This is a genomic window from Pseudomonas sp. FSO-7 (assembly GCF_059579345.1).
In genome coordinates this window covers 4,768,804-4,788,988 of sequence record NZ_CM184193.1, presented here as the reverse complement: position 1 = coordinate 4,788,988, position 20,185 = coordinate 4,768,804, and the positions used below count along the sequence as shown (strand labels likewise).

Here is a 20,185-nt window from a genome sequence, read left to right as displayed (position 1 = left end):
GTGGGAGCGAGCTTGCTCGCGATGACGGTCGATCAGTCAACTCATCGTTGAGGGTTGGACCGAATCGCGAGCAAGCTCGCTCCCACAGTCGCATTTCAGGCATTTACCAAGAGGAGTCCGTCATGAGTCAGGTTACGGTTCGTTCGCTGGTCTATCAGATCGATGGTCAAAGTTATGAAGGCCGCCTGGCCTACGACATCAACCAGCAGGGCCCGCGCCCGGGTTTGCTGATGGCGCCGAACTGGATGGGTGTCGGGGCGGGGGCCGAGGAGATCGCCAAGTCGGTGGCGGCCAACGGTTACGTGGTGTTGATTGCTGACCTGTATGGGCAGACGGTGCGCCCGAGCAACGCCGATGAAGCGGGGGCGGCGATGATGCCTCTCAAGAACGACCGGGCCTTGTTGCGCAAGCGCATGCAGGCTGCGTTCGAACAACTGCAGAGCCAGGGCGAAGCAAAGGTCGATGCGTCGAACCTCGCCACGTTCGGTTTCTGCTTCGGTGGCTGCTGCGCTCTGGAACTGGCCCGTACCGGCGCACCGCTGAAGGCTGCGATCTCATTCCATGGCACCCTGGATACACCGAACCCGGCCGATGCGCAGAACATCAAGGGCGCGGTGTTGGTCATGCACGGCGCCTCCGACCCGCTGGTGCCGAAAGAGCAGCTACCGGCTTTCGAAGATGAAATGAACGCGGCCGGGGTGGATTGGCAACTGCTGAGCTATGGCGGAGCGGTGCACTCGTTCACCGACCCTGAGGCCAATGTGCCGGGCAAGATGATGTACGACGCCAAGGTCGCCGGTCGGGCGTTCCGGTCGATGCATAATTTGTTGGGTGAGGTGTTCAAGGACTGAGATAGGGGCTGGATCTCTGTTGTTTGATACACAGCCATCGCGAGCAAGCTCGCTCCCACATTTGACCGAGGTGTTCACAGCATTTGTGAATGGCATCGATCCCGTGTGGGAGCGAGCTTGCTCGCGATGACTGCCTGACAGACAACCCTGAATCTAGGGTAACTCGATCCGCTCGCTTTCCCCCGGCACAGTCGGCCAGTCCCCAGCCGCCCAGCGCCGACGGGCGTCATCGATCCGGGCCGGGTCGCTGGCGACGAAATTCCAGTTCATCCGTCGCGGCCCATCCAGTGGCGCGCCACCGAACAGCACGGCATGGCAATCGCTGTCGGCAAACAGCGTCATCTCTTCCCCAGTCGGCAATATCACCAGGGAATGGGCTTCTACCGGCTCGCCATCCAATAGTGCCTCGCCGCTCAGCACGTACAGGGCCCGTTCTTCATGCTCAGTGGGGATCAACAACGTCGTCGCGGTCTGCAGGTGCAGTTCGGCGTACAGCGTAGGCGAGAGCACCGGCACCGGCGATTCCAGGCAAAAGCCCGACCCGGCGATCATGCGGATGCTGACCCCCAGGTTCTCGCTGACCGGCAGGCTCTGTGCCGGATGATGACTGTAGTGCCCCGGGCCTTGTTCGTGGGTTTTGGGCGAGGCCAGCCAGACTTGCAACCCGTGCATGACGAAAGCGCTGCCGAGCAATGATTCGGGAGTGCGCTCGACATGGGCGATGGCGCTGCCGGCGGTCATCCAGCTGACATCCCCGGCGTCCACCACCTGGTCGGAACCCAGGCTGTCCTTGTGCAGGAGTTTGCCTTCGAACAGGTAGGTGAGGGTGGACAGGCCGATATGCGGGTGCTGGCGGACGTTCATGCCCTTGCCGGCCGGGTAGGTGGTTTGCAGCATGTGATCGAAAAACACGAAAGGCCCGACGCTGCGGCATTTGGCGGACGGCAGCGGGCGAAGGATCGGCTGGCCTTCGACGTCTTCGGTGCGGGGGCGAACGATCAGGGGAGTGGTCATGTTGTCTTCCAGGTTGAACAACGGTTGCGCGAAGCATAACCCGCCGCCGGCAGACGCGGCAGATGCGCCTTGAACCCGAGCGGGACGGTGGGGGTCTATGTTGCTCATGGCTTCTGGAGACTGCCCGTGCCTTTGACCCGTTTGATCCTTGCCTGGCTGCTGGTTGTTTCGAGTAGCGGCGCCATGGCCCGCGAATATGCCTACAGCGATGCGCACCTGCATTACGTCGATTTCTTTCAGGAAACCGCCGGCATGCCCAAGCTGCTCCAGGCGATGGCGGACAATCGCATTGAGCATGTGATGATTTCCGGTGTGCCGGTGGCCAAGAAATGGCATGAAGACGAGCCCAAGCGCCCGCGTTATTACGCCGGTGACGACGCGGATGCCTATTGGTACAGCGCCACCGACGTGATTGTTGCGGCGGCAGTGAGCAAGCTGACCGAGGAGCAACGCCAGCACTTCCATCCCTTCCTGTCGGGCTTCAATCCCAACGACAAGAATTCCGCCGCCCATATCCAGCGCATGCTCGATCTCTATCCTGGATTGTGGCAAGGCATCGGCGAAGTCTTCACCCGCCATGACGACCTGACGGCGCTGACCTCGGGCGATACCCCGCGGGCCAACAACGAAGCCATGACTCGGATCTATCACTTGGCGGCCGAGAACGACCTGCCGGTGATGCTGCATTCCAACATCACGTCCAAGCGTGAGAAAAATCCGCTGTACCTGGCGGAAATCGAGGAGCCGTTACGCAATCACCCGCACACGCGCTTCATCTGGGCCCACGCCGGCACCAGCATGGAAATCCATCGCCACCAGACCCGCTTGGATTTTCTGCTGCCGACCCTGACCCGCATGCTCGAGGCCTATCCCAATCTCTACATCGACCTGTCCTGGAGCCTGCTCACGCCGTACTTGCTGGACGAGGCGGGCAAGCCCCGGGACGAGTGGGTAAAGCTGGTGGAGCAATTTCCTGAGCGCTTCATGGTGGGGTCGGATGTGGTCGGGCGTTTCAACAAGCTCGGTAAGGAATTACGCAGCTTCGATCCGTTCCTGGATGCGCTGCCTGAGGATGTGGCGAGGAAGGTGGCGCGGGATAACTTCCTTTCGGTATTGCCTCGTTCAGTGGCCCGCTAAGCCCGCCTTTGTGGCGAGGGAGCTTGCTCCCGCTGGGCTACGCAGTAGCCCCAACGTCTGGCGACTGCTGCGCAGTCGAGCGGGAGCAAGCTCCCTCGCCACAGGCAAAACCTATCCCGGACGCTTGATGGCATGGCCAACATTGCTTTGTCATCAGCCTGTCACGCCCGCGTCATACCCTCGCGCTCATCTCAATCAAGGAGCGCACTATGCACCCCACCCGTTCAAGCGCACTGGTCGCGCTGTTGTTGACCTGCGGCCTGGCACAGGCCGAAGTTCGTGTCGAAGGCCCGGTGGAATATGGCGTCTTCGAAGGGCCGCAAGCCGAGCTGCAATCGGGCGAGCGGGTCCTGCGGCGCAGCAACGAACAGATCCGCCAGACCGAGAGCGTCCCGGCGAAACTGGGCACCAAGTTCGGCATGCGTTATCAGTTGGCGGGCAAGGTCGCAGACGACCAGCCGTTGACCCTGTTGTACTTCACCCCCGGTATCCGCACCCCCGATGGCGTGCGCCACGACAAGTTCGAGGTCATCCAGAAACTGGTGCCCGGCGCGCCTCAGGATGTCATGGCCTACGAATTCACCGAAAGCCACGAAGTGGTGCCGGGGGAGTGGCGGTTCATGGTGTTCCAGGGTGATCGGCTGCTGACGCAGCAGCGGTTTGTCGTGCGCTGAATCCATCCACCACAGATCAAACTGTGGGAGCGAGCCTGCTCGCGATGGCGGTGGGACAGTCTCAGAAAAGTCGACTGACATACCGCTATCGCGAGCAGGCTCGCTCCCACAAATGAACCCAGGCATATTCGCCAGGCAAAAAAAACGCCCCGAACCAGTCGGGGCGTTTTTGTGTGTGGCGTTAGCGGCGGGGCTTACTTGCCCTGCCAGCGCTTCAATACCAAGGTGGCGTTGGTGCCACCGAAGCCGAAGCTGTTGCTCATCACGGTGTTGATGGTGGCGTCTTCGCGAGTCTTGGTCAGGATTGGCAGGTCGGCCACTTCCGGATCCAGCTCATCAATGTTGGCCGAACCGGCCATGAAGTTGCCTTCCATCATCAGCAGGCAGTAGATCGCTTCGTGAACGCCAGCGGCGCCCAGGGAGTGACCCGACAGGCTCTTGGTGGAGCTGATGGCGGGGGCCTTGTCGCCGAACACTTCGCGCACACCTTTCATTTCCGCGACGTCGCCGACCGGAGTCGAGGTGCCGTGGGTGTTCAGGTAGTCGATCGGTGCATCAACGGTGGACATGGCCATCTGCATGCAACGTACGGCGCCTTCACCGCTGGGTGCGACCATGTCGTAGCCGTCGGAAGTGGCGCCGTAGCCGACGATTTCCGCGTAGATTTTGGCACCACGGGCCAGGGCGTGTTCCAGCTCCTCGACCACGACCATGCCGCCGCCGCCGGCGATGACGAAACCGTCACGGTCGGCATCGTAGGCGCGGGAAGCTTTTTCCGGTGTGTCGTTGCGCTTGCTGGACAGGGCGCCCATGGCGTCGAACAGGAACGACTGGCTCCAATGTTCTTCTTCACCGCCGCCGGCGAACACGATGTCCTGCTTGCCCATCTGGATCTGCTCGGCCGCGGTGCCGATGCAGTGAGCACTGGTGGCGCAGGCAGAGGAGATGGAGTAGTTCAGGCCTTTGATCTTGAACGGCGTGGCCAGGCAGGCCGAAACGGTGCTGCCCATGGTCCGCGTGACGCGGTATGGGCCAACGCGCTTGACGCCTTTTTCGCGCAGGATGTCCAGCGCTTCCATCTGGTTCAAGGTGGAGGCGCCACCGGAGCCGGCGATCAGGCCGGTGCGCGGGTTGGAAACCTGCTCTTCGGTCAGGCCGGAGTCAGCGATGGCGTCCTTCATGGCCAGGTAGGCGTAGGCCGCCGCATGGCCGACGAAACGGTAGATCTTGCGATCGATCAGCTCTTCGAGATTGAGGTCAATGGAGCCGGAAACCTGGCTACGCAGACCCATTTCGGCATATTCCGGGTTGAACCGGATGCCAGGGCGACTTGCACGCAGGTTAGCGGAGACGGTCTCTTTGTCATTGCCCAGGCACGAAACGATGCCCAGACCAGTGATAACGACGCGGCGCATGCGGATAACCCTTAGAAGTTGTCAGTGGAGGTGAAAACGCCGACCCGGAGGCCTTCGGCGGTGTAGATCTCGCGACCGTCCACGGCAACCGAACCATCGGCAATGGCCATGTTCAGCTTGCCCTTGAGGACGCGTTTGATATGAATGTTATAGGTGATTTTCTTGGCGGTCGGCAGGACCTGACCAAAGAACTTCACTTCGCCCGAACCCAGGGCACGACCGCGACCCGGCAGGCCTTGCCAGCCGAGGAAGAAACCGACCAGTTGCCACATGGCGTCCAGGCCCAGGCAGCCCGGCATCACCGGATCACCTTCGAAGTGGCAGGCGAAGAACCACAGGTCCGGAGTGATATCCAGTTCGGCGACCAATTCACCTTTGCCGTACTTGCCACCCTCTTCGCTGATATGGGTGATGCGATCCACCATCAGCATGTTCGGGGCGGGCAGTTGCGCGTTACCTGGGCCGAACAGCTCACCGCGACTGCAGCGCAGCAGATCTTCCCGGGTAAAGGCGTTTTGTTTGGTCATGCGAGCTCCTCAATAGTCCCATGCGGCAGGGTGGGGCAAATCTTCCCGGCCGATCGAAGCGTTCATGCCTCGAATCGACAGCCTACTCATAGACTATTGCGTTGTAGTGAAAGTCACAGCACACGGGAAATGAATGTACACCTGTGCACTGAAATTTTTATTCAAGCCCCAATCGAGGCTTGTTCGGGTGCCTAAGACTGCCGCACTTTCGCCTTTCACGCCAGTCACAGATGGTCCGGTGAGCGGTTCTAGTTCACCCAGCGCTGCAGAATCTGCTGCAGGTCGTTCCTTTTGAACGGCTTGGCCAGGTAATCGTTCATGCCCGCCGCGAGGCAGGCTTCGCGATCACCCTGCAAGGCGTTGGCCGTCAGGGCGATGATCGGCACCTCGTCGCAGCCCGGCAACTGGCGGATCTGCCGCGTGGCTTCGTAGCCATCGATGATGGGCAATCGGCAATCCATGAGGATCGCTTCGAAAATCAGGCTTTCGGCGCTGCGTACGGCCTGGGCGCCATCGGTGGCGACGCTGACGGTGAAACCCAGGCTGCGCAGCATGGCTTCGATCACCGTCTGGTTGACCGGATTGTCTTCCACCAGCAACACGTTGCGGCCTTCGCCATCGCGGCTGCCGGTGGGCAGGCGCGGCACCAGGGTCGGTGGCGTCTGGCGCGACAGCGCCAGCGGGATCTCGAGAGTGAACACCGAGCCCTGGCCTTCTTCGCTCTGTGCTCGCAGCGTCCCGCCCATGCGTTCGGCCAGGGTGCGGGCGATCGGCAGGCCCAGGCCGGTGCCACCGTAGCGCCGGGAAATCGAATTATCGGCCTGCTGGAAGGCGTCGAACATGCGCTCCAGGCTCTCGGCGGGGATACCGATGCCACTGTCGCGCACCGTGCAGGTGAACCACAGCAGTTCGTGGTCCAGGGCCTGCCACTGGCATTGCACGGTGACACGGCCTTGCTCGGTGAATTTCAGCGCGTTGCCGATCAGGTTCACCAGGATCTGCCGTATCCGCGTCGGATCGCCCTGCACTTGCAAGGCCTGCATGTCGTCCGGGACCAGCAGGTCCAGGCCCAGCTTGCGCTGCGCGGCGCTGTGCTGGAACGATTGCGCGCAACTGCCCACCAGTTCGGCCAGGTTGAATGGGATGTGCTCCAGTTCCAGGGCCGAGCGTTCGATGCGCGAGAAGTCGAGGATGTCGTTGATGACCTTCAGCAGGTGCTCGGTGGATTCCGACGCCAGCGCCGTGTACTCGTGCTGTTCGTCGGTCATGCGGGTGGTTTCCAACAGCTGCAGCATGCCCAGTACGCCGTTCATGGGCGTGCGCAATTCATGGCTCATCATCGCCAGGAACTCGGACTTGGCGCTGTTGGCTTTTTCCGCTTCCTCGCGGGTCTTGATCAACTGGGCCATGGCCTGGTGCTGTTCACGGCTGGCTTGTTCCAGGCCGTCGGCCAGGTTGTTGATGTGCCGCGACAAGGCTCCCAGTTCGGCATCATCGACGACGGGCAGCGGGGTGCTGTAGTCGCCTTGCTGGATGGCCTTGACCGCGTTGCCGATGTCGCGGATCGGTCGGGACAGGTTGGTCGCCAGCCGGCGCGCCACCAGGAAGGTGAACAGCAGAGCGAACAGCGCCAGGATCGCGGCCTTTAACAGGATCTCCTGCTGCCGCTGGCTGAAGGCGTCGCTGGACATGCCGACGATCACGCGGCCCAGGTAATCTTCGCCGGACGCCTCGGCGGCGGTGCTGTTGCCTTGCAGGAAATCGTTGTTCAGGGCGATGCGCTGCAGGCGCACCGGGGCCTGGAAGACTTCGATCTGCTGAGCGCGGCTGTGGACCTGCTCGGGTTGTTCGACGTACACCAGGACCTTGTCGGTGCTGTCCTGGATCTCCAGAAAGCGCACATGCGGGGTCGCCAGGGTCGCGGTGAGCAGGCTTTCCAGCACTTCGTTATTGCCCGAAATCACCCCGTACTCCGTGGCAGGGGCCAGTTGGTTGGCGATCAGTTGCCCGGTGTGATTGAGCTCCTGGCGCAAGTCCTGGATCCGCACGAAGGTAAAGAAACTGATCAGCAGCACGGTCAACAGCAACGCCGGACCGAGGGCGATGAGCTGGGTGCGGGTATTGATGTCCCAACGGCGACGCAAGGTCATGGGCGGTGTTCTCCTTCGGCCAACGTGACCGCGACGGATTCGGCGTCAATCGGTTCGATCCCCAGCGAGCGGGAAACCTGCCGGTTGCCCAGGACTTTGAAGCGGTCCGGGTACAGCGTGCGCGGCCAAGTCGTGGCGGGGCGGTCGAGCAGGTCGTCGAGAATCGCCAGCCAGTCCTGCTGGTCGCTGTAGGTGCTGGCCAGGCTGCCGGCCTTGACGAATGCGGCACTGGGCCCGATCAAGGCGCGTTGCCGGGCATAGCTGCTGAGCAAGAGGTTCTTCACGGTCTTGGGGTTGTACAAGTCGGGGTCATCGAGGCCCAGCAGCACGTCGCTCTGGCCCAGCAGATTTTGCAGGGGGCGACTGTCGTTGGTGTCGTCCCAGCGTTCGCCGACGATCACCAGGCCCAGCGGTGCCGCGGCCTGGCGGATGTCCTTGAGCAGGAATTCACTGTGGGCGTCGTACAGCACGCCGACCCGTCGCACTTGCGGCAGGATGGTGCGGATCAGCCGCAATTGCCGCGCCATCGGCGGGTCGCTCCACAGCAGGCTCAGGTGCGCGGGCGTGACGTCGCCCAGGCGGTCGCGGGCTTGCTGGCGGCTGATGCGCAGGACCAGGGTGGCCGGTCCCCGGGCGTCTTGCAGGCGCCAATCCAGACTCGGCAGGTCAAGCAGGACCAGGCGGACATTGTCCGGCAACTTGTCCGGCGCCGGCAGGTTGGCCAGCGGCGTAAACCGCACGTTGTCTTCGGGGCGCAGGGTGCTTAGGGCCTGGGTGAAGGACTGCACGCCGGGGCTGTCCTCGGCGCCGGTCAACAGGATGTCGGCGGCCCGGGCTTGGAGGGTTGCCAGCCACCCGACAAACACCAGGCACAGGGCCAGCGTCAGGCGGCCATGAAATGGCGTCTTGCGGGGGGAGTGCCGGGACATCTAGAACGACAACTCCGCGCTGAAGTACACGACATGACGGGCGTCGTAGCGGTTGTCGACAAAGGTCATGGGCTGGTTGTCCAGGCGCTGCTGCAGGACGCCCGCCAGTTCCAGGCTGGCCTTGCCCAGGGGAATGCGCCGGGCGATGCGGGTGTCCACCCGTTTGAAGCGATAGCCGTTGAGATCGTCGGCGGCGTAATAGAACAGCGCACTGTTCCAGCCTTGGCCCCAGTCACGTAGCCAGCCGGCCGAACCGCTGTTGCGGGCGGTCAGTTGTTCGTCGAGGGGGTTGCTGGCCTGGGCGTCGACATAGGCATAGGTCAGGCGCAGGCGGTCGGCGCTGGTCATGCGCCAGTCGAACTGGGTCTCGACTCCGGAGAACTGTGACTCGTTGGCGTTGCTGGCGATGTACTGATTGTTGCGCAGCGGCTCGCTGATCATGCCGGTGATTTCGTCATGGAACAGCTTCACGTCGACGGCCAGGCCCAGGTCCACGAAGTAACCGTTGTAGCCCAGTTCCCGGGAGCGCATGTGTTCTTGTTCCAGGTTGCCCGGGCCGCGGGTCCGGACGAAGTAACGGGCACTGTTCTGGCCGAAGGCGGCGGGTTGCAGGTTGGTGACCTGATAGCTCCAGTTGACGTTGTTCTCGAACATGTCTGGGGAGCGCACCGCTTCGGAATACACCGCCCGCAGGCCGTGGCGCGGGGTGATCAGGTAGTTGACCGCGATCCGCGGGGTCAGCGAGCTACCGGTCAGGCGGGTGTCTTCGAACATCGCGCCGCCCTGCACCAGCCAATGCTCGGTGGCCCGCCATTCGAGCTGGCCGAACAGGCGCCAGGTGGTGTCGTCCAGGGTGCCGTTGAAGTACGTCTCCGAGTCGGCCCGGTCGTAGCGATAGTTGGCCCCGGTGACCAGTCGCAGGCTGTCGGACAGGCTCAGGGTGTCCTGGATCTCCAGGTCGTAGCGCGACTCCCGGGCGCTCTGGTCGATATCGCCGCACAGGGTTTGCGAGGCGCCGTTGCGCCACTGGTCGAGCACCTGATTGGCCAACGCCTGTTCCTGGGGCGTGCCGGGTGGCGCGCCGGTGCTGGTGTAGCTGGGGATATTGCGCGCCAGCTTCTCGGCATAGTTGGGGTTGAGCTGCCACAGGTCGGTCAGTTGCGGGCTGAAGGACACCTCGGCGTCACAGGCGCGCCAGGCCTGCTGGCGATCCCAGTGCTGGATCGAGCCCTGTACATAAAGGCTGTGATCGGGGTCCAGGTCCAGGTTCCAGCGCAGTGAGCCGGCGTAGTCCTTGGCGATGACGTCAGAGTTATCCCCAGCGGCGGTAATCCCGGCAAACACGGGATGGTAGGTATAAGGCCGCTGGTTGGTCCCTTCCTTGGCGTTCAATTGCCAGTCGATGCTCTGCCGTTCGTCCAGGGTCTGGCTGACGGACAGGTTGAAGCGGTTCAGGCGGCGACTGTCGCGGTAGTCGGCGCCGTTGCGGTCGCTGTCAAAGCCATCGTCTTCCTGGCCGGACAGCGACAGTCGCAGGTCGCCGCCGTCCCAGCCACTGCCCTGGCTGGCGTACCAGTCGTTGATGCCACGCTGGCCTCGGGTGATTTTCAGTCGTGTGCCGTGGCTGTCGGCCGGGGCGCCGGTGATGATGTTGACCACCGCCATCAACGCGTTGGCGCCATAACTGACGGTGTTGGGGCCGCGGAAGACTTCGATCCGCTCGATGTCCTCCATGGCCACCGGAATATCGCTCCAGTCCACCGTGGCCAGGCCGGCGCGGTACACCGAGCGGCCATCGATCAGTACTTGCATGCGCCGGGCTTCGCTGGCGTTGGTGCCGTGGTAGTTCACGGCGGCCTGGTTGCCGGTGATGTTGCCGACCATCATGCCCGGCACCAGGCGCAGCAGTTCGCTGATGTCCCGGGCGCCGCTGGCCTTGATCAGCTCGCTGTCGAGTACGGTCATGCTGCCCGGCACCGCCGCCGGCGATTGCTTCAGGCGCGTGGCGGTCAATACCTGGGGCAGGGGCTGGCTGTCCACGAACAAGTCGTCGGCCAACACTGGCGGGCTGATGATCAGTGCCAATAGCAGGGACGAACCTGAACGGGAAGGGCCAATGGACACGGCACAGCCTATGAGAATGTAAGAATGATCGGCATGTTAACTGAGCTGGACGACTTTTCCATTCACGTTGACAGCATTTTCCTAGGAATTGGTGGTCAGCTTCCTACAGCTGGCGGTAATTGTTGCCGGGGCTGGTCGCCATCCGGCCGCTCCGTATAATGCCCCGCATTGCCACTTGGTATGGATGAACGGATTGCATATGACTGAACAGCGCCCGATTGCGGTCCTGGGGGGGGGGAGTTTCGGTACCGCCGTGGCTAACCTGCTGGCCGAGAATGGTCACCCGGTGCGCCAGTGGATGCGTGACCCGGAACAGGCCGAGGCCATCCGGATCAACCGCGAGAACCCGCGTTACCTCAAGGGCATCAAGATCCGCCCGGAAGTGGTGCCGGTGACTGACTTGCAGGCCACCCTGGAGGGCAGCGACCTGTTCTTCGTCGCCTTGCCGTCCAGCGCCTTGCGTTCGGTATTGGCGCCCCATGCCGAACGCTTGAGCGGCAAGCTGCTGGTGAGCCTGACCAAGGGCATCGAAGCCCAGACTTTCAAGCTGATGAGCGAGATTCTCGAGGAAATCGCACCCAAGGCGCGGATCGGCGTGATTTCCGGGCCGAACCTGGCGCGGGAAATCGCCGAGCACGCGCTGACCGCCACGGTGGTCGCCAGTGAGGATGAGGACCTGTGCCGACGGGTCCAGGCCGCGCTCCATGGCCGCACCTTTCGGGTCTACGCCAGCGCCGACCGTTTCGGGGTGGAACTGGGCGGGGCGCTGAAGAACGTCTATGCCATCATCGCCGGCATGGCGGTGGCACTGGGCATGGGCGAGAACACCAAGAGCATGCTGATCACCCGCGCGCTGGCGGAAATGACCCGCTTCGCCGTCAGCCAGGGCGCCAATCCGATGACCTTCCTGGGATTGGCCGGGGTGGGCGACCTGATCGTTACCTGCTCCTCACCCAAGAGCCGCAACTACCAGGTCGGTTTTGCCCTCGGCCAGGGCTTGAGCCTTGACGAGGCCGTGTCGCGCCTGGGTGAAGTGGCCGAAGGGGTCAACACCCTCAAGGTGCTCAAGGCCAAGTCCCAGGAGGCGGGGGTGTACATGCCGCTGGTCGCCGGGCTGCACGCGATTCTGTTCGAAGGGCGCACGCTTGAGCAGGTGATCGAGCTGTTGATGCGCGGCGAACCGAAGACCGACGTCGATTTCATTTCCACCAGCGGTTTCAACTGAACCGCTATTGACCGCAAGCAGGAGCGAGCCATGAACGATCCGCAAGGGCAACCCCAATACGAATCCATCCTGCTGCGTGTGCTGTGGATGGTGGTCTATCTGCTGGTCTGGCAGGTGGCGCAATTCATCCTTGGCGCCGTGGTGCTGGTGCAATTGATTTATCGGCTGATTTACGGCGCGCCCAGCGCCAGCCTGATGAATTTCGGCGATAGCCTGAGCCAGTTCCTGGCCCAGATCGGTCGCTTCGGCACCTTCCACAGCGATCAGAAGCCGTGGCCGTTCGCCGACTGGCCGACCCCACGCACGCCGGAAGGCGAAGCGCCACATGCCGTGGCGCCGGCGCCGCATCCCGTCCGGGACGAGGAGCCGAAGCTATGAAACTGTGGGTATTGCGTCACGGTGAGGCAGAGCCCCATGGTGTCCGTCCCGACCCGGAACGGGTCTTGACGGTGCACGGCCGCGAGGAGGTGTTGCTCAGCGCCGGTCGGTTGATGGGCGAGCCGTTGCGGGCCATCTACGCCAGTCCTTATGTGCGTGCCCAGCAGACCGCGCAACTGGTGCGCGAAGCGCTGGGTTTCGAACCTGAATTGATCACGGTTAATTGGCTCACGCCGGAGACCCGGCCGACGGAGGTGCTGAGGCACCTGGAGGACCAGGACGATGTGCTGCTGGTCAGCCACAACCCCTTGGTGGGCAGCCTGCTGGGCTTGTTGCAGCACGGCCATCTGCAACAACCCGAGCAAGTGCAAACCGCCGGCCTGGCCGAGCTGGAAGGCGACATGCCGCTGGCCGGGGCGATGACGCTCAAGGGCATCAGGCACCCCTGAACGGGGCGGTTGCAGAAGCGGGTAAAAACAACAACCACACAGGAAGGCAACGATGAGTCTGTGGCGCACCACCCCCGACATCAAGAAACTGAACGACGCCGGTAAAAACACCATCAGCGAAGTGCTGGATATTCGGTTCGAGTCCTTCGATGACGACTCCCTGACCGCCAGCATGGTGGTCGACCAGCGCACCCACCAGCCATTCGGCCTGCTGCATGGCGGTGCTTCGGTGGTGCTGGCCGAAACGGTCGGCTCCATGGCCGCCTATCTCTGTGTGGACCCCACCAAATTCTATTGCGTGGGCCTGGAAATCAACGCCAACCACCTGCGCGGCGTGCGCAGTGGACGGGTGACCGCCACGGCCCGGATGGTCCACCTGGGTCGCACCACCCAGGTCTGGGACATCCGCCTGGTCAATGATGAAGGCAAGGTCAACTGCGTGTCGCGCTTGACCATGGCAGTGGTGCCGTTGGGCGAGCAGCCGCCGGCGCGTTGAAATCCGTTTTTTTGATTGATGGGCAGCTCTTGTGGCGAGGGAGCAAGCTCCCTCGCCACGGGTTTACATCGCTCACACAAACCCCATAGCCCAAGCCCGACTGTCATCATTCCTGTCAGTTACGGTCATTGCCGCGCCGTCGGGTTCTGCGGACAATCAGCCGCAGTTCCCCAATGGATCGGCTGTCATGTCGCAACAGATTTTTTTCGCCCACGCCAATGGTTTTCCCTCGGCCACCTACGGCAAGCTGTTTGCCGCATTGGCGCCGCAGTACCAGGTCGCGCACCTGGAACTGCACGGCCACGATCCGCGTTTCCCGGTGGACGATAACTGGCACAACCTGGTGGACGAACTGATCCATCACCTGGAGCAGCAACCAGCGCCGGTGTGGGGCGTTGGCCATTCCCTGGGCGGCGTGCTGCATCTGCACGCGGCGTTGCGCTGCCCCCAGTTGTATCGCGGCGTGGTCATGCTCGATTCGCCGGTGCTGACCCGTACCGACCAGTGGGTGATCCTGGCTGCCAAGCGCCTGGGGTTCATCGATCGACTGACCCCGGCGGGCCGGACCCTGGGGCGGCGTGAGGAGTTCGCTGACCTGGAGTCCGCCCGGCAGTACTTTGCCGGCAAGACACTGTTCCGCGGTTTTGATCCGGATTGCTTCGACGCCTACCTGCAACACGGCCTGCAGCAAGTCGGCGATCGGTTGCGGCTGCGCTTTGACCCGGCCACGGAAATCAGCATCTATCGCGGCGTGCCGCACACCAGCCCAGGTCGGCCCCGTAAGCTCAAGGTGCCGTTGGCCGTGGTGCGCGGCCGGCAGAGTCGCGTGGTGATGCGGCATCACACTCGTTCGGTGGGGCGCATGCTCCATGGCGAATCCCTGAGCATGCCCGGCGGCCACATGTTTCCCCTCGAACGTCCACAAGACACGGCCAACCTGCTCAAGAACCTGTTCCAGCGTTGGGAAGGGCGCAGCGCATGAGTGTGGTCGAGGAGGTCCGCCTGAGTCTGCCTCACATCGAACTGGCGGCGCATTTGTTCGGCCCGGAAGACGGGTTGCCGGTGATTGCCCTGCACGGTTGGTTGGACAACGCCAACAGCTTCGCCCGCCTGGCGCCCAGGCTCGAGGGCTTGCGGGTGATCGCCCTGGACATGGCCGGTCACGGTCATTCCGGGCATCGGCCACCCGGTGCCGGCTATGCCTTGTGGGACTACGCCCATGATGTGCTGCAAGTGGCCGAACAACTGGGCTTGAAGCGCTTCGCCCTGCTGGGGCATTCCATGGGCGCCATTGTCTCGTTGGTGCTGGCCGGTTCCTTGCCGGAACGGGTGACGCACCTGGGGTTGATCGACGGGGTGATTCCTCCTACAGCCAAAGGCGATAACGCGGCCGAACGCATGGGCATGGCCCTGCAAGCCCAGTTGGATCTGCAGCAAAAACGCAAGCCAGTCTACAAAACCCTCGACCGGGCCATTGAAGCGCGCATGAAGGGGCTGGTGGCGGTCAGCCGCGAGGCCGCCGAGCTGCTGGCCCAGCGCGGCCTGATGCCGGTGCCCGGGGGCTATACCTGGCGCACCGACAACCGCCTGACCCTGCCATCGCCCCTGCGCCTGACCGAGGAGCAGGCCATGGCGTTCGTCGCTCGGGTCGCTTGTCCGGCGCATCTGGTGGTCGCAGCCGACGGCATGCTTGCCCAGCACCCGGAACTGCTGGAGCGTCTACCCTTCAGTCATGAGCAGTTGCCCGGCGGCCATCATCTGCATCTTAACGACGAGGTCGGTGCCGGGCTTGTAGCAGACTGTTTCAATCGGTTCTTCACTGTTCCTTGACTTGCGCCGGGCAACTGCCGAGGCTGAGCGGGTTGAAAGGGAGACAACCATGACAGACCTCTGTTTGCCAGCCTCGCGGTGCATTGACGACGCTCGTTGCGTCCACGCGTCCCAGGCCAAGCCGATCCGATGAAATTATCCGCTCACTCACTCGTCCTGCTGGGGCTGGTCTGCTTCAGCCCGGCGTCGTTCGCCGTCGATGTGCCAGGCAGTCGCGACCTGGAGCGCGTGCCGCGCATGCCCGATGCACAGATCGTCGATTACCGGCAGACCAGCGACCTGGAACGTGTCTATCCCATGGGCTCGATCCGCAAGATCAGCGGCCAGTTGCGCTTTGACGGCCAGGTCGATGCCCGTGGAAATGTCACGTCGGTTACCTATGAACTGCCGCCGGAACATTCCGCCACCCAGGCCTTCACCGCGGCTCGCGAAGCGTTGCAGAAACAGGGTGCCGAGCTGTTGTTCTGGTGCCAGGCCCGCGATTGCGGCGAAAGCAGCCTGTGGGCCAACGACGTCTTCGGCAATGCCAAGCTCTATGGCGCCGACAACGGCCAGGCCTTCCTGCTGCTGCGCCTGGCGCCGCCCGCGGACAATACGCTGATTGCGCTGTATGCCATCACCCGTGGTAATCGCAAGGCCTACCTGCATGTCGAGCAGTTCGAGGCGAATGCTGCGCTAGGGGACTTGCTGCCGACCTCGGCCACCCTGTTGCGCCAGCTCAAGGACACCGGGGTCCTGGACTTGCCGCGTCTTGCCGGTGAGCCGAACGACACCTGGTTGCGCCTGTTGTCCCGGGCGCTGAACCTGGACACGGGCCTGCGGGTCAGTATCGCCGGTCCCCGGGCCGAGGACTGGCTTGAGGCACTGTCGGGCCAGGGCGTCCGTGCGGCGCGCATGGAGGCCGCCAGCGGCGAGGCGGCGGGATTGCACCTGGAGCTGCTGCGCTAAGCTGTCTCGGGGCAGTGGTTTCACAGCCGTGCCCCGGTCCTGTTCATTTTTTCGAGACCCTACATGCTCAATAACGATCGGCTGTTGGTGCAGATCCTGCTCCTGGTGTTGTTCGGCGCAAGCCTCTGGGTCATGGCACCGTTCTGGTCGGCGCTGTTCTGGGGCGCGGTGCTGGCATTCGCCAGTTGGCCGCTGATGCGCCTGCTGACCCGCTGGGTCAATGGCCGCGAATCCCTGGCGGCGGCGTTGCTGACGGTGGGCTGGATGCTGTTGGTGGCGGTGCCGCTGGTGTGGCTGGGCTTCAACCTGGCCGACCATGTGCGCGACGCCACCGCATTCATCAGGGACGTGCAAGTCGATGGCTTGCCCGAAGCCCCTGACTGGCTTGCCTCGATCCCCTTGGTGGGCGGGCGACTGGTGGGCATCTGGAACAGCATCGACCAGCAGGGCGCGGCCATGATGGTGTCCGTCAAGCCGTACCTGGGGCAGGTCGGCAACTGGCTGTTGGCACGCAGTGCGCAGATCGGCGGCGGCATCCTCGAACTGACCCTGAGCATCGTGTTCGTGTTCTTTTTCTATCGCGACGGCCCGCGCCTGGCGGCGTTCGTCCACGGGTTGCTGGAGCGCCTGATCGGCGACCGTGCCGGCTACTACATCGAACTGGTGGCCGGTACGGTGCAACGGGTGGTCAACGGCGTGATCGGCACCGCGGCGGCCCAGGCCGTGCTGGCGCTGATCGGCTTCCTGATCGCCGGGGTGCCGGGGGCGCTGGTACTGGGGATCGTCACGTTCCTGCTGAGCCTGATCCCCATGGGGCCACCCCTGGTCTGGATCCCCGCCACGGCATGGCTGGTGTGGAAGGGGGAATACGGGATGGCGGTGTTCCTCGGCATCTGGGGCACGTTCATCATCAGTGGCGTGGACAACGTGCTCAAACCGTACCTGATCAGCCGTGGCGGGAACCTGCCCCTGGTCATTGTGTTGCTGGGGGTGTTCGGCGGGTTGATCGCCTTCGGTTTTATCGGCCTGTTCATCGGCCCGACCCTGTTGGCGGTGGCGTACAGCCTGTTGACGGACTGGAGCAAAAGCCAGGCGCGATAACCAAGCTCCCTCGCCACAGGGTTATCCTCGACCAATCAACCGCGAACCTGGCTCCCGAAGGGCCAGGTGTGTGGGTGAGAAAGCCTCCAGATCAACGCTCGCTCCCACAGGGGAAATAAGAGGATTCAGAGGCGGGGCAGGCTGATCACCGCCGTCAACCCACCCCCCGGCGTTTCTTCCAGGCTCAACTGCCCACCCAGGCGTTCGGTGGCTTCCCGGGCGATGGTCATGCCCAGGCCGACACCGCCGGAGTTGCGGTTGCGCGAGCCTTCCAGGCGGAAAAAGGGCTCGAACACCGCCTCGCGCTTGTCCGCCGCAATACCGGGGCCGTGGTCGATGACCCGGATCAGTACCTGGTGTTGCTGGTCTTGCAGGGCAATCAAGGCATGGCCGGCGTAGCGCAAGGCGTTGTCGATGAGGTTGTTGAGGCACGAACGCAGCGCCATGGGCTGCACCTGCAGTGGGGCGCAGGCGCCGCTGACCTGCACATCGGCACCCTGGTCCTGGGCGTTTTCGCTCAATGATTCCACCAGAGCCTGCACGTCCATCCATTGCAGCGCTTCGCTGGTGCGCTGTTCGTGCAAGTAGGTCAGGGTGGCATCGAGCATACCGATCATGTCGTCCAGGTCCTGGCGCATCTGGCCTTGCAGCTTGGCGTCGTCGATCTGCTCCAGGCGCAGCTTGAGCCGCGAGAGCGGCGTGCGCAGGTCATGGGACACCGCGCCGAGCATGCGCGAACGCTGTTGCACCTGCTCGCGGATCCGTTGCTGCATCAGGTTGAACGTGTGGGCCGCTTGCCGCGCCTCACGGGGGCCGTTTTCATCCAGCGGCGGGCTGTCGAGGTTTTCGCTCAAGCGCTCGGCGGCATCGCTCAAGCGTTGGATCGGTCGGGTCAGGAGTTTGGCGCCGTACCAGGCTGCGATGATCAGGAACACGAATTGAAAGGTCAGTGGCACCACCGGGCCGCCGAACCAGGGGCGCGGACGACGGTTGGGGGGCGGGCCGAAGCGCGGGGGACCTTCGCCTTGTTGGCTCATTCCAGGCGGTGGCCCGGGTGGCGGCTGGTCGTAATGGAAAAACCAGGCAAACGCCAACAGATGCGCCAGGACAATCGCCAGCAGCAGCACGCCGAACAGGCGACCGAACAGGGAGTCCAGGCGCAGTCGCATCAACCGATGTCCCGGGCGTCGAACAAGTAGCCTTCACCGCGTACGGTCTTGATCAGTTGTGGGGCCTTGGGATCGTCGCCCAGCTTCTGGCGCAGGCGCGAGACCAGCAGGTCGATGCTGCGGTCGAACGCTTCGATGGAGCGACCGCGAGCCGCGTCCAGCAACTGTTCGCGGCTGAGCACCCGCCGAGGGCGTTCGATGAAGACCCACAACAGGCGAAACTCGGCATTGGACAGCGGCACCACCAGCCCGTCGGCCGAGATCAGTTGGCGCAGCACGCTGTTGAGCCGCCAGTTGTCGAAGCGGATATTGGCCCGTTGCTCGGTGCGGTCGTCACGCACCCGGCGCAGGATGGTCTGGATCCGCGCCACCAGTTCCCTGGGTTCGAACGGCTTGGCCATGTAGTCATCGGCGCCCAGCTCCAGGCCGATGATGCGGTCGGTGGGCTCGCAGCGGGCGGTGAGCATCAGGATCGGGATGTCCGATTCGGCGCGCAACCAGCGACACAACTGCAAACCGTCTTCACCCGGCAGCATCAGGTCGAGCACGACCACGTCGAAGTGCTCGGCCTGCATCGCCTGGCGCATGGCCGCGCCATCGGTCACGCCGCTGGCCCGTATGCTGAAACGGGCCAGGTAATCGATCAGCAGCTCGCGGATTGGCACGTCGTCATCGACGATCAGCGCACGGGTGCTCCAGCGCTTGTCGTCGTCGGGCACTTTTTGATCCTCAGAATTTGCAACAGGGGTGTTCCGCATGGATGCATCATCTGCCAGGTAGGCTGCCAACCGTAAAGAAGGCGGCGAGGTTGGGGCTTCAGCATAGGCGTCGGGCCGCGAGGCGTGAAGCGCTGAAAGGGCGGGTTGCGGCGGCGGACGGTAGCGTGCCGGCGTGTTGTGCGCATGTCATGAATGTATCGGCTTCGACACAAAGGCCGCTATCGTCCATGCTGCTGGGGGGCGATGAGATTTACCGATCATCGGGTCCCGCACGGGCGCTCGTTCCGCTACAATGCGCGCCGATTTCGACTTGCCTGAGAGCCCGCTCATGTCCGCCTGCCAGACGCCCATTATCGTCGCCCTGGATTTTCCCACCCGTGACGCCGCCCTGAAGCTGGCCGACCAGTTGGACCCCAAGCTTTGCCGGGTCAAAGTCGGCAAGGAACTGTTCACCAGTTGCGCTTCGGAAATTGTCGGGACCCTGCGTGACAAGGGTTTCGAAGTGTTCCTGGACCTGAAATTCCACGACATTCCCAACACCACCGCCATGGCGGTCAAGGCGGCTGCGGAGATGGGCGTGTGGATGGTCAACGTGCACTGCTCCGGTGGCCTGCGCATGATGGCGGCCTGCCGTGAAGTGCTGGATCAGCGCAGCGGCCCGAAACCGTTGCTGATCGGCGTGACCGTGCTGACCAGCATGGAGCGCGAGGACCTGGCCGGGATCGGCCTGGACATCGAGCCCCAGGAGCAGGTGCTGCGGTTGGCGGCGCTGGCGCAGAAGGCCGGCCTGGACGGTCTGGTCTGTTCGGCCCTGGAAGCCGGCGCCCTGAAAGCGGCCCACCCGTCGTTGCAACTGGTGACCCCGGGGATTCGTCCGGCGGGCAGCGCCCAGGACGACCAGCGTCGTATCCTGACCCCGCGCCAGGCGCTGGATGCCGGCTCCGATTACCTGGTGATCGGCCGCCCGATCAGCCAGGCCGCCGATCCGGCCCAGGCGCTGGCGGCGGTCGTGGCCGAACTGGCCTGATCACACACTGAGAACCCCTTGA

Annotated in this window: 20 protein-coding genes; 12 read left to right on the top strand and 8 right to left on the bottom strand. The window is 63.5% G+C overall.

The window, feature by feature from the left end; translation table 11 throughout:
* Positions 1-122: 122 nt before the first annotated feature.
* Positions 123-851, top strand: coding sequence for a dienelactone hydrolase family protein (locus AC515T_RS20870; protein WP_496529859.1), 729 nt, complete (start codon positions 123-125; stop codon positions 849-851).
* 153 nt (positions 852-1,004) lie between these two features.
* Here the strand turns inward: AC515T_RS20870 and AC515T_RS20865 are convergent, their stop codons facing one another.
* Positions 1,005-1,865: a pirin family protein gene (locus AC515T_RS20865; protein WP_496529858.1), complete on the bottom strand. Its 861-nt coding sequence runs from the start codon at positions 1,863-1,865 to the stop codon at positions 1,005-1,007.
* Between the two features lie 126 nt (positions 1,866-1,991).
* On the opposite strand from AC515T_RS20865, the gene AC515T_RS20860 reads away from it, so the two are divergent.
* Positions 1,992-3,002: an amidohydrolase family protein gene (locus AC515T_RS20860; protein WP_496529857.1), complete on the top strand. Its 1,011-nt coding sequence runs from the start codon at positions 1,992-1,994 to the stop codon at positions 3,000-3,002.
* A 209-nt stretch (positions 3,003-3,211) separates the two neighbouring features.
* Positions 3,212-3,676, top strand: a complete 465-nt coding sequence (locus tag AC515T_RS20855; protein ID WP_496529856.1) for a DUF3859 domain-containing protein — start codon at positions 3,212-3,214, stop codon at positions 3,674-3,676.
* Between the two features lie 194 nt (positions 3,677-3,870).
* Here the strand turns inward: AC515T_RS20855 and fabB are convergent, their stop codons facing one another.
* The 5 genes from fabB to AC515T_RS20830 form a co-directional block, all read right to left on the bottom strand.
* Complete coding sequence (gene fabB / locus AC515T_RS20850; protein WP_496529855.1) at positions 3,871-5,091, bottom strand: beta-ketoacyl-ACP synthase I; 1,221 nt, start codon at positions 5,089-5,091, stop codon at positions 3,871-3,873.
* An 11-nt stretch (positions 5,092-5,102) separates the two neighbouring features.
* Positions 5,103-5,618 carry a 3-hydroxyacyl-[acyl-carrier-protein] dehydratase FabA gene (fabA, locus tag AC515T_RS20845; protein WP_003204400.1) on the bottom strand — a complete coding sequence of 172 codons (516 nt, stop codon included), beginning with the start codon at positions 5,616-5,618 and terminating at the stop codon, positions 5,103-5,105.
* A 248-nt stretch (positions 5,619-5,866) separates the two neighbouring features.
* Positions 5,867-7,768 carry an ATP-binding protein gene (locus AC515T_RS20840; protein ID WP_496529854.1) on the bottom strand — a complete coding sequence of 634 codons (1,902 nt, stop codon included), beginning with the start codon at positions 7,766-7,768 and terminating at the stop codon, positions 5,867-5,869.
* Complete coding sequence (locus AC515T_RS20835; RefSeq protein ID WP_496529853.1) at positions 7,765-8,697, bottom strand: ABC transporter substrate-binding protein; 933 nt, start codon at positions 8,695-8,697, stop codon at positions 7,765-7,767. The genes AC515T_RS20840 and AC515T_RS20835 overlap by 4 nt, the downstream gene beginning before the upstream one ends.
* Positions 8,698-10,821 (bottom strand): TonB-dependent receptor plug domain-containing protein, encoded by a 2,124-nt coding sequence (locus AC515T_RS20830; RefSeq protein ID WP_496529852.1) that lies wholly within the window; start codon positions 10,819-10,821, stop codon positions 8,698-8,700.
* Positions 10,822-11,020: 199 nt separating this feature from the next.
* Here AC515T_RS20830 and AC515T_RS20825 point away from each other — a divergent pair, with 199 nt between their 5' ends.
* The 8 genes from AC515T_RS20825 (at position 11,021) to AC515T_RS20790 (ending at position 17,248) form a co-directional block, all read left to right on the top strand.
* Positions 11,021-12,046, top strand: coding sequence for an NAD(P)H-dependent glycerol-3-phosphate dehydrogenase (locus tag AC515T_RS20825; protein ID WP_496529851.1), 1,026 nt, complete (start codon positions 11,021-11,023; stop codon positions 12,044-12,046).
* 30 nt (positions 12,047-12,076) lie between these two features.
* The gene (locus tag AC515T_RS20820) at positions 12,077-12,424 is read left to right on the top strand and encodes a DUF4389 domain-containing protein (RefSeq protein ID WP_053123936.1); all 348 of its coding nucleotides are present in this window, start codon (positions 12,077-12,079) and stop codon (positions 12,422-12,424) included.
* Positions 12,421-12,873, top strand: a complete 453-nt coding sequence (gene sixA / locus AC515T_RS20815; RefSeq protein ID WP_496529850.1) for a phosphohistidine phosphatase SixA — start codon at positions 12,421-12,423, stop codon at positions 12,871-12,873. Before AC515T_RS20820 ends, sixA begins: the two co-directional genes overlap by 4 nt.
* Positions 12,874-12,925: 52 nt before the next feature.
* Entirely contained in the window at positions 12,926-13,369 is a 444-nt protein-coding gene (locus AC515T_RS20810) for a hotdog fold thioesterase (protein WP_496529849.1), read from the top strand.
* Between the two features lie 187 nt (positions 13,370-13,556).
* Positions 13,557-14,351 (top strand): alpha/beta fold hydrolase, encoded by a 795-nt coding sequence (locus AC515T_RS20805; protein WP_013694026.1) that lies wholly within the window; start codon positions 13,557-13,559, stop codon positions 14,349-14,351.
* Complete coding sequence (locus AC515T_RS20800; RefSeq protein WP_496529848.1) at positions 14,348-15,199, top strand: alpha/beta hydrolase; 852 nt, start codon at positions 14,348-14,350, stop codon at positions 15,197-15,199. Before AC515T_RS20805 ends, AC515T_RS20800 begins: the two co-directional genes overlap by 4 nt.
* A 129-nt stretch (positions 15,200-15,328) precedes the next feature.
* Complete coding sequence (locus tag AC515T_RS20795) at positions 15,329-16,147, top strand: DUF4892 domain-containing protein (RefSeq protein ID WP_496529847.1); 819 nt, start codon at positions 15,329-15,331, stop codon at positions 16,145-16,147.
* 63 nt (positions 16,148-16,210) lie between these two features.
* Positions 16,211-17,248 (top strand): AI-2E family transporter, encoded by a 1,038-nt coding sequence (locus tag AC515T_RS20790; protein WP_496529846.1) that lies wholly within the window; start codon positions 16,211-16,213, stop codon positions 17,246-17,248.
* Positions 17,249-17,373: 125 nt separating this feature from the next.
* Here AC515T_RS20790 and AC515T_RS20785 read toward each other — a convergent pair whose 3' ends face one another.
* Positions 17,374-18,417 carry a sensor histidine kinase gene (locus AC515T_RS20785; protein WP_496529845.1) on the bottom strand — a complete coding sequence of 348 codons (1,044 nt, stop codon included), beginning with the start codon at positions 18,415-18,417 and terminating at the stop codon, positions 17,374-17,376.
* A complete protein-coding gene (locus AC515T_RS20780; protein WP_496529844.1) occupies positions 18,417-19,175 on the bottom strand; it encodes a response regulator in 759 nt (252 codons plus the stop codon). Before AC515T_RS20780 ends, AC515T_RS20785 begins: the two co-directional genes overlap by 1 nt.
* A 289-nt stretch (positions 19,176-19,464) precedes the next feature.
* Here AC515T_RS20780 and pyrF point away from each other — a divergent pair, with 289 nt between their 5' ends.
* On the top strand, positions 19,465-20,163 hold the full coding sequence (gene pyrF, locus AC515T_RS20775) for an orotidine-5'-phosphate decarboxylase (RefSeq protein ID WP_496529843.1): 699 nt from the start codon (positions 19,465-19,467) through the stop codon (positions 20,161-20,163).
* Positions 20,164-20,185: the final 22 nt, after the last annotated feature.

What these genes read in the sequence shown, in the direction of transcription:
- AC515T_RS20820 (WP_053123936.1), top strand. Translation starts at nt 12,077, where the DNA reads ATGAACGATCCGCAAGGGCAACCCCAATACGAATCCATCCTGCTGCGT.
- AC515T_RS20855 (WP_496529856.1), top strand. Translation starts at nt 3,212, where the DNA reads ATGCACCCCACCCGTTCAAGCGCACTGGTCGCGCTGTTGTTGACCTGC.
- AC515T_RS20800 (WP_496529848.1), top strand. Translation starts at nt 14,348, where the DNA reads ATGAGTGTGGTCGAGGAGGTCCGCCTGAGTCTGCCTCACATCGAACTG.
- sixA (WP_496529850.1), top strand. Translation starts at nt 12,421, where the DNA reads ATGAAACTGTGGGTATTGCGTCACGGTGAGGCAGAGCCCCATGGTGTC.
- fabB (WP_496529855.1), bottom strand. Translation starts at nt 5,091, where the DNA reads ATGCGCCGCGTCGTTATCACTGGTCTGGGCATCGTTTCGTGCCTGGGC.
- AC515T_RS20825 (WP_496529851.1), top strand. Translation starts at nt 11,021, where the DNA reads ATGACTGAACAGCGCCCGATTGCGGTCCTGGGGGGGGGGAGTTTCGGT.
- AC515T_RS20795 (WP_496529847.1), top strand. Translation starts at nt 15,329, where the DNA reads ATGAAATTATCCGCTCACTCACTCGTCCTGCTGGGGCTGGTCTGCTTC.
- AC515T_RS20780 (WP_496529844.1), bottom strand. Translation starts at nt 19,175, where the DNA reads ATGCGGAACACCCCTGTTGCAAATTCTGAGGATCAAAAAGTGCCCGAC.
- AC515T_RS20785 (WP_496529845.1), bottom strand. Translation starts at nt 18,417, where the DNA reads ATGCGACTGCGCCTGGACTCCCTGTTCGGTCGCCTGTTCGGCGTGCTG.
- fabA (WP_003204400.1), bottom strand. Translation starts at nt 5,618, where the DNA reads ATGACCAAACAAAACGCCTTTACCCGGGAAGATCTGCTGCGCTGCAGT.
- pyrF (WP_496529843.1), top strand. Translation starts at nt 19,465, where the DNA reads ATGTCCGCCTGCCAGACGCCCATTATCGTCGCCCTGGATTTTCCCACC.
- AC515T_RS20835 (WP_496529853.1), bottom strand. Translation starts at nt 8,697, where the DNA reads ATGTCCCGGCACTCCCCCCGCAAGACGCCATTTCATGGCCGCCTGACG.
- AC515T_RS20805 (WP_013694026.1), top strand. Translation starts at nt 13,557, where the DNA reads ATGTCGCAACAGATTTTTTTCGCCCACGCCAATGGTTTTCCCTCGGCC.
- AC515T_RS20870 (WP_496529859.1), top strand. Translation starts at nt 123, where the DNA reads ATGAGTCAGGTTACGGTTCGTTCGCTGGTCTATCAGATCGATGGTCAA.
- AC515T_RS20790 (WP_496529846.1), top strand. Translation starts at nt 16,211, where the DNA reads ATGCTCAATAACGATCGGCTGTTGGTGCAGATCCTGCTCCTGGTGTTG.
- AC515T_RS20810 (WP_496529849.1), top strand. Translation starts at nt 12,926, where the DNA reads ATGAGTCTGTGGCGCACCACCCCCGACATCAAGAAACTGAACGACGCC.
- AC515T_RS20840 (WP_496529854.1), bottom strand. Translation starts at nt 7,768, where the DNA reads ATGACCTTGCGTCGCCGTTGGGACATCAATACCCGCACCCAGCTCATC.
- AC515T_RS20865 (WP_496529858.1), bottom strand. Translation starts at nt 1,865, where the DNA reads ATGACCACTCCCCTGATCGTTCGCCCCCGCACCGAAGACGTCGAAGGC.